Source organism: Pseudoalteromonas sp. CR1 (assembly GCF_019392235.1).
In the GTDB taxonomy this organism is placed as follows: Bacteria; Pseudomonadota; Gammaproteobacteria; order Enterobacterales; family Alteromonadaceae; genus Pseudoalteromonas.
In genome coordinates, this window is sequence record NZ_JAHXRM010000022.1 from 49576 (window position 1) to 57367 (window position 7792).

Below are 7792 nucleotides of genomic sequence, written 5' to 3' on the forward strand. Positions count from 1 at the left end.
TGTTAGCTACCTCTGTACGTTGAGTAGCCAAATGGGCTAAGCAATAACGGAATGTGATGATGCTTTTGATCTTGTAATCTAAAGGTTATTTGCGCTTCTGGGTAAAACGCTGGGGTAGGCTGGTTTTCATAGTAACTATCTAAATCAAATACCAACTTATAGGTTGCAAACTCTACGTCTGTATTTAGCCAGTCGGTAATACGCCCGTCGCTATTTGTTTTACCTTGGGCAATTAATTCCCACTTGTTATTAGTGTATACAAACAATTGTACAGCTACATCGGCTGCAGGTTTACCTGTGCTTGTATCGAGAATATGGGTAGTGATAGGGCTTTTGTTCATACTTTTATTCATATCAGGGATTCCAATCTTATTTTTGTTATTTTGGCTTGTTCGCCTGCGGCTATATTAAGCTCTGTGCTGCGGGTGTTGTGTATACGCTGCTCAATAAGTTCAAGCATTTGCTCAGCACTTTTGCCGCTGGCACACACAATAAATATAAAGCCAAATTTACTGAGGTATTCTTTATTTAGCGCAATCATTTTTTTAAGGGTTTGCTCGTTTGCTTCGCTCATTCCTGATTGTTCGTGCCCCGCTTTTTGTGCTGTAGCGGCGTACTTTTTACTTAATGTTGATAAATCGCCTATTTGCGGGTGGCCTTCAAAAGCGGCTAAATAATCGCTGTCACCTAGGCTACCCCATACGCTTTGCGCGCTCTGAAATAGATGCTCTTTATTTTCAAATGGCATGGTATTTAGCATACCGCTTACCCAATTAGGGGCGGCGCAACAATGCTCTAAGGCTTGGTAAGCTTGCGCTTCATTTAGGTTATTAATTTTTAAGCTACTCATGCGTTTTCTTCCTCTTGCGCGGTGCTAATTAGGGCATTTTTAAGTGCACGCCATTGAACACCTTGGCGTTTAGGCGCATGGGCTTGCATAGCCTGATAAAGGCCAATTAACTGCCCACTAATTGATATTGCGACTTCCATTGGGAGCTTACCCGTTACATTTTTAAGCCCAACAGGGCAGGTCATTTGCTTTATTTGCTCGGTGGTAAAATCGCGATGAGCTAAGCGCTGCTTAAAGCGTTTTGCTTTGGTATCAGAGCCAATTACGCCCAGCCAATTGGCATCGGCGCGTTTAATAATGGCTTGTGTGAGTGCAAAATCGAGCTGGTGGTTATGGGTTAATATTAAGTAATTGTTAGCTTTAGGGGCGCGTTTTACTTGCTCTGTTGGCTCTTCATCAACCACTTTTATAACGTTATTAGGAATGTTCTGTGGGAATACATCGGCGCGGCTATCTATCCAACGTATACGCATAGGTAATTGTGCCAATATAGCAATAAGCGCCTGTGCTACATGGCCTGCGCCGTATATGTCGAGGGTAAAGCGCTCACTTTGCATGCACTCAAGCATCACGGTGGCAGCTCCGCCGCAGCATTGGCCTAAATTTGCGCCTAGGTTAAATTGCTCTATCACTTGGGCGGCTTCGCCTATGGCAAGTAGCTCGCGGGCTTTTTCGATTACTACGTACTCAAGGTGACCACCGCCTAGGGTGTCGTAAATATGTTCGCCACTTATTACCATTTTAGAGCCTGTGCCCCGTGGGGTTGAGCCATTGGTTCCCAGTACCGTTGCAATAACATAGTTAGTGCCGCTTTGTTCGTGCTCATTTATAGCTTGCGCCCAATTTTGAGTATGAAAACCCTGAAACGACTCATTTAAATTAGCCATGTTGATGCTCCTTAAACCAGCTAGCGGTTTGCTCAATTGCATTTAATACACGCTCAGGTGTAGCAGGTGTATCAAGTGGGGCTGTGTATTTGTAATCGGCCACACTGCTTATGGCATTACGAATCGCACTCCACACACTAAAGGCCAGCATAAACGGCGGCTCGCCAACCGCTTTTGATCTAAATACGGTGGTTTCTGGGTTGGCAGAGTTATATAAATTGACGTTAAATTTGGCAGGGGTATCGCCAATAGCCGGAATTTTATAGTTAGCAGGGCCAAAGCTTGCAAGCTGGCCTTTATCGTTCCATTGTAAGTCTTCGGTGGTAAGCCAGCCCATACCTTGCACAAAAGCCCCTTCAATTTGCCCTATATCAAGTGCTGGGTTAATTGAGCTGCCCACATCGTGCAAAATATCAACACGGGTTACGGTGTTTTCGCCTGTTAGCGTATCGATTTCTACTTCACTGAGTGCTACGCCGTGAGCGTAGTAAAAAAATGGGCGGCCTTCGCCTTTCGCTCTGTCGTAATGTATTTTAGGCGTGGCGTAATAACCCGTTGATGAAAGCGATATACGGTTCATATAAGCAAGGTTTGCAAGTTCGCTAAAGCTAATTTCACCTTTGTTAAAGGTAATTAGGTTATCTTTAAATACAACACTTTGGCTGTCTACTTCAAAGTGCTCGCTTATAAAGTTTATTAAGCGCTCTTTTATGGTGTTTACGGCGTTTAGCGCTGCCATGCCGTTTAGGTCAGTCCCGCTTGAGGCGGCGGTTGGCGAGGTGTTTGGTACTTTATCGGTACGGGTTGCGCTTATGCTTATTGCCTCAAAATCAACACCAAACCCATGGGCTACTATTTGCGCTATTTTAGTGTTTAACCCTTGGCCCATTTCGGTGCCGCCATGGTTTAAATGTATCGAGCCATCACTATATACATGCACTAACGCACCTGCTTGGTTTAAGTGCTGTACCGTAAACGATATACCGTATTTAACCGGCGTCATCGCAAGGCCTTTTTTTATAATAGGCGACGATACATTAAATGCTTTAATGGCATCTTTGCGCGCCCAGTAATCACCCGACTCCTCAAGCTGGGTTATCATATCTTTTAAAATATGCTGCTCTACGGTTTGATGATACGGCGTGGTGTCGCGGCCTTTTTTGTATAAATTAAGTTTTCGGATCTCAAGCGGATCTTTACCTAATTTAGCGGCAATGTCGTCCATTATTAGCTCTGCCATAATCATGCCTTGCGGGCCACCAAATCCTCTAAATGCGGTGTGGCTTACGGTATTAACTTTACAGCGATTACCTTTAATGGTGGCGGCTGGGTAGTAATACGCGTTATCGGCATGAAACATTGCACGGTCTACAATGGCATCAGATAAATCGGGCGAATAACCACAAAACCCATTTACGGTTACATCAGCGCCTTCAATTAGGCCATTTTCATCAAACCCTACATGGTATTGGTTATAAAATGGGTGGCGTTTACCGGTAAGTTTAAAGTCGTCGCTGCGGGCAAGGCGCATTTTTACTGCACAACCAAGGTAGTAAACTGCAAGCGCTGCAAGGCAAGCCCACGGTGCACCTTGGGTTTCTTTACCGCCAAAGGCACCGCCCATACGGCGAGTTTCTACGTTTACAAAGCTAAATGGCTTTTTTAAAATTTTAGCAACTAAGTGCTGAACCTCTGTTGGGTGCTGCGTAGAACATTGCACATGAATGCCGCCATCGTTGTCGGGCTGAGCAAGTGCTATTTGTCCCTCAAGGTAAAAGTGTTCTTGCCCGCCTATGTGTATTTCGCCTTTAAGCTGGTGGGCTGCATTATTTATGGCTTGATCGCTATTGCCCCGGTTAAGTGAATGTGGCGGCCTTACCCAATGCTCTTTTTTTATGGCTTCTTTAATATCAAGTATGGGGGTGATTTGCTCGCACTCTATAACCACTAAGCGAGCAGCGCGGCGCGCAATGGCGTAGCTGTCGGCAACGACTACCAGTACCGGTTGCCCGTGGTATTGAATTTCGTGATTGGTCAGCAGTACATCACCTGGAAATATAGGGCCAATATCAAGCTTACCGGGTACATCATCGGCCGATAAAATACGCTTAACACCTGCAACTTCAAGCGCTTTACTTGTATCAATTGATGTAATAAAGCCGCTGGTAATGGGCGCAAGTACAGGGTAGGCGTGTAAGCAGCCATGAGGCTCTGGGTTATCGTCGGCGTAGTTTGCATTGCCACATACTTGTTTAATTGCGCTTTCGTGGTACTTAGATTGGCCAACGCTTCCGCCTTGGGCTTTTAGTTTATCCATTTCAAAGTGACGCATGTGAAATCCTCGTAATGGCAATGTTGTTATTATTTTTACTGCTTGGTTGTGCACCACAAAACTCAATACCAATACGTTGTAGCAAGTTTTTGCTTACCGTAGTGCGATAATGTGCGCTGCTGCGGACATCGCTTATGGGGGTAAAGTCATCATTTATAGCATTAGCGGCATCTATAAACGTGCTTACTTGTAAGGGCTGAGCATTAAGCTTTTGCTCTATGTGTGCGGCGCGTTTGGGGATTGCAGCCATACCGCCCATGGCGCAGCGGGCATTGCTAATTACACCTTGTGCTTGCTCAATAGCCAGTACTAAACACACGGTAGATATATCATCTTCAAAGCGTTTTGAAATTTTATGGCACGCAAGCTTTAACGACTCTGGGCGTTTAGGTACGGTAATTTTACTAATGACTTCATCGCTTTTAATGACTGTTTTTTTGTAATCAACAAAGTAGTCGGCCACGTTTATAGTACGTGTGCCTGATGCGCTTAATAAATCTAGAGTGGCATTAAGTGCAATTAATAAAGGGGCTGGATCGCCAATAGGAGAGGCATTTCCTATGCTGCCACCTAAGGTGCCACTGTTACGTACTTGGTTAGAGCCAAGGCGTTCAAACAGCTCTTTAGATTCAGGGTAGTAATTGTAAAAAGTATCTACAAACTGGCTGTAAGGGAGTGCTGCACCAATATGTAGCTCGCCGTTGTTATCGCTTAATGTGCACAGCTCTTTAGCTTGGCTTAGGGATATTATTACATCGGGTAATAGCATATTTTGGCTAAGCTCAATGGCAAAGTCGGTGCCACCAGCAACTAAGTGTGCATGGGGGTAAAGCGCTTTTAGTTCAACAAGCTGCTTAGCATTTTGTGGCAAGTAGAATTTGCGATGGCCATTTTTTAAAAATGGAACGTCGTCATCATATTGCGTATTAAGTGAGGCTTTAAACTGAGCTGCCATGGCTGAGTAAGGCTCATTTTTGCGCTTATAGCTGTAGGCTTTTTCTACCGCTAGTAAAATAGGGCTGTAGCCAGTACAACGGCACAAGTTACCACCTAAAGCATGAATAGCGGCTTTTTTACCTGGGTAACTCGGGTTATTAATATAAAGCGCCAACATGCTCATTATTATACCTGGGGTGCAAAAACCGCATTGCGAACCATGGCACTCTACTAATGCGCGTTGTACTGGGTGTAAGTCATCAAGGGTTGGGTACAGCCCCGTTGTTACAGCCTCTACGGTTACTATGTGTTTTGCGTGTGCATTGCCTAATAAAAGCAGGCAGCTGTTCATGGTTTGGTAGTGCCAAACTGGGTTACCGTTTGAGTTTGTTTTTTCTTCGCCGACTAAAATTGTGCACGCGCCGCAATCGCCTGTAGCACACCCTTCTTTAGTGCCCACTTTCCCTTTTTTGGTGCGTAGCCAGTCCAAAATGGTGAGACTTGGCGAACATTCTTGTACTTCTATTGGCGTGTCATTTAATAAAAACTGAATCACACAGACCCCCTTAACTTTTTAACACCTTGTTTTTAATAAGGTTTATTGTCTGCTTTTTCGTATTGTTATTGCGCAAGTAAGAAAAAAGCTGTTTTATTATAATGAGTACTTTGCAGTTAACATGCCAAATCTGACCGATCGGTTAGCTTTTTGCTTTTTAAGAGGGGGAATAAGGATTAAAGAGAAGTTTATAAAGTTGTAAAAAGGTTTTAAGTTACTTATTTTTATTGCTTTTATTTGTTTTTTATCGAGTAGTTAAGTTTTTATTTGTTATTTTTTGTATGACTTTTTAATCGCTTTCATGTGTTAACTTGACCAATAGGATATGTTTATTCTTGTAAGCTATGTGCTTTTAAAAAGTGCATTTATATAATTATTTAAAATTACATAAGCGAGGATATTTTTTTAGCTAGTTTGAATGCTTTTTAGGAAAAGCGAGGTCTTTGTTAGCCATTACAGATTTAATAGGCACATAATGAACTTAACACATACAAATAACGCACTGATCACTTTACTTGCTCTTAGTTTTGGGCTGCTTGGCGTATCGTTTGCTTTGGGTGCAAACCCAAATTCACTTGTAGCAACATTTGAATTTTATGGGTTCGATACTTCACTAAATAATAAAATGATAGGCTTGCTAACCGGAAGCACTATGATTGCATTAGCACTTGCCACTCTAGCCGCGCATTTAAAATTAATAAAACCTACACCTGCATTGGTTCTCGCGTTAATTGTTAGCATAGTGCCTTTACTTACTTTATTAGCCAGCAACCGTTGGATGGCCCAGTTAGGCGGCTTTCCAATTATTGGCAGTGGCCAAGGTATTATTAAATACTTTGCAGTCATCCCTTTGTATTTATTTTTGTTTTATAAAAATAAGCTAACAGACAAACAACACGTATTTTTAAACTTTATACCGATTGCTATGGTTTTACTGTGGATTGGTGGCATGAAGTTTTATGAGTTTGAAGCCAAAGCCATTGTAAGCCTGGTAGAAACCTCACCGTTTATGTCGTGGTTATACACGGTATTTAGTGTACAAGGCGCATCAAACGTAATTGGTGGGTTTGATGTATTATTTGCAGTGCTACTTGGCATAGGCATTTTACTTAACAATAAAAAGCTCATTATTGTTAGTGGCTTAGCGTGTTTAAGTGTGTTTTTAATGACCCAAACATTTTTAATTACCGCTACAGGAGCATTGAGCTCAAGCACATTATTAGAGCGTTTAGGGCAATTTGTAATTAAAGACTTATGGTATGTAGGCAACTTAGTTGTTATTGCCACTTTAATGCTATTTAAACCAGCTAAATAAAGAGAACTGTATGATCAGCTGTCACCAATACGACTACATCGAAATTGCCTGTATGCACCATTTAAGCATTGAGCTTATATTAAAAAATGGCGATGTTGTGTCTGGGGTAGCAACTGATACAAAACGCAATGCTAATAGAGACGAATGCATAGTTGTTAACGTAAATAGCGAGCTGCAACTTATTGTGCTTACTACAATCAGCGTTCTTAAAGCGCGTGAGAGTAATCCATACTTTGACCACGTGAATTTTGATGTAAAGTAAATACCTTACCTATTCGTTTTATCATAAATACCTCGGCGAGCCTGTATCATCAATATGTTAAGGCTCGCTTATCTAGCCAATGCTTTAACTCATACGTGCTAAATGCCCAAAGCCAAAATTTACCTTTAGAATGAACTGTTCACATAAACAGCTATTTTGACTTTGTCCAATAACATTATTAAAAGTCGTTTTGGTGCAAAGTAACAAAGGCTTTTTCACTGCATGCCTAATTGCTTGTTTACATTGCAGTTATTTAGTGGAATTATTGGGCGATGTAATATGCGCCGTTTTGGGATGTTATAACCCCCCAAAGTGGTGTTCAATAAGATGTTATATTTAAAGGTGTAAATCGGAAATGGATTATAAAATTAATATTTCACTAATTGTCGCAGGAGCATTAATCGTTATCGCCGCGACATTAGGGTACACCATACAGGTAAGCTCTATGATGTCTGTTTTGGCATCTGGCTATGCTGGTAGTATTGACCTCAATACCGTTCCATTTTTTGTAAGTAGTGGTATTGGTGCTTTTATTACTTTGCTAGGGATAATACGCCCCAAAAAATCAGAAGTTTAAATATAACAAGTGACTATGGTGTCAATTCCTAATTTCAAACCATTTTAGGATCCCACATGACACCATCCCTCACCATA

The 7792-nt window shown here is 42.0% G+C and carries 8 protein-coding genes; 3 read left to right on the plus strand and 5 right to left on the minus strand.

The features are described 5' to 3' along the window. Positions 1-2: 2 nt before the first annotated feature. The 5 genes from uraH to xdhA are packed head-to-tail and all read right to left on the minus strand — an operon-like array spanning position 3 to position 5561. The gene (gene uraH / locus KZZ04_RS16660) at positions 3-353 is read right to left on the minus strand and encodes a hydroxyisourate hydrolase (RefSeq protein WP_257903657.1); all 351 of its coding nucleotides are present in this window, start codon (positions 351-353) and stop codon (positions 3-5) included. Continuing rightward, entirely contained in the window at positions 350-850 is a 501-nt protein-coding gene (gene uraD, locus KZZ04_RS16665; protein WP_219423332.1) for a 2-oxo-4-hydroxy-4-carboxy-5-ureidoimidazoline decarboxylase, read from the minus strand. Before uraD ends, uraH begins: the two co-directional genes overlap by 4 nt. Beyond that, entirely contained in the window at positions 847-1737 is an 891-nt protein-coding gene (gene xdhC, locus KZZ04_RS16670) for a xanthine dehydrogenase accessory protein XdhC (RefSeq protein WP_219423334.1), read from the minus strand. Before xdhC ends, uraD begins: the two co-directional genes overlap by 4 nt. Then, a complete protein-coding gene (xdhB, locus tag KZZ04_RS16675; RefSeq protein ID WP_219423336.1) occupies positions 1730-4069 on the minus strand; it encodes a xanthine dehydrogenase molybdopterin binding subunit in 2340 nt (779 codons plus the stop codon). The genes xdhC and xdhB overlap by 8 nt, the downstream gene beginning before the upstream one ends. Further along, entirely contained in the window at positions 4056-5561 is a 1506-nt protein-coding gene (xdhA, locus tag KZZ04_RS16680) for a xanthine dehydrogenase small subunit (protein ID WP_219423340.1), read from the minus strand. Before xdhA ends, xdhB begins: the two co-directional genes overlap by 14 nt. A 475-nt stretch (positions 5562-6036) precedes the next feature. Between xdhA and KZZ04_RS16685 the strand changes: the two genes are divergently transcribed. The 3 genes from KZZ04_RS16685 (at position 6037) to KZZ04_RS16695 (ending at position 7715) form a co-directional block, all read left to right on the plus strand. Continuing rightward, positions 6037-6876 (plus strand): DUF417 family protein, encoded by an 840-nt coding sequence (locus KZZ04_RS16685; RefSeq protein WP_219423342.1) that lies wholly within the window; start codon positions 6037-6039, stop codon positions 6874-6876. Between the two features lie 10 nt (positions 6877-6886). Further along, complete coding sequence (locus tag KZZ04_RS16690) at positions 6887-7138, plus strand: Rho-binding antiterminator (protein ID WP_219423344.1); 252 nt, start codon at positions 6887-6889, stop codon at positions 7136-7138. A gap of 355 nt (positions 7139-7493) precedes the next feature. Then, entirely contained in the window at positions 7494-7715 is a 222-nt protein-coding gene (locus KZZ04_RS16695; RefSeq protein ID WP_219423346.1) for a hypothetical protein, read from the plus strand. The last annotated feature ends 77 nt before the right edge of the window (positions 7716-7792 follow it).

Excerpts from the sequence above, each read along its gene's own strand:
- uraH (WP_257903657.1), bottom strand. The coding sequence starts at position 353 with ATGAATAAAAGTATGAACAAAAGCCCTATCACTACCCATATTCTCGAT.
- uraD (WP_219423332.1), bottom strand. The coding sequence starts at position 850 with ATGAGTAGCTTAAAAATTAATAACCTAAATGAAGCGCAAGCTTACCAA.
- xdhC (WP_219423334.1), bottom strand. The coding sequence starts at position 1,737 with ATGGCTAATTTAAATGAGTCGTTTCAGGGTTTTCATACTCAAAATTGG.
- xdhB (WP_219423336.1), bottom strand. The coding sequence starts at position 4,069 with ATGCGTCACTTTGAAATGGATAAACTAAAAGCCCAAGGCGGAAGCGTT.
- KZZ04_RS16685 (WP_219423342.1), top strand. The coding sequence starts at position 6,037 with ATGAACTTAACACATACAAATAACGCACTGATCACTTTACTTGCTCTT.
- KZZ04_RS16690 (WP_219423344.1), top strand. The coding sequence starts at position 6,887 with ATGATCAGCTGTCACCAATACGACTACATCGAAATTGCCTGTATGCAC.
- KZZ04_RS16695 (WP_219423346.1), top strand. The coding sequence starts at position 7,494 with ATGGATTATAAAATTAATATTTCACTAATTGTCGCAGGAGCATTAATC.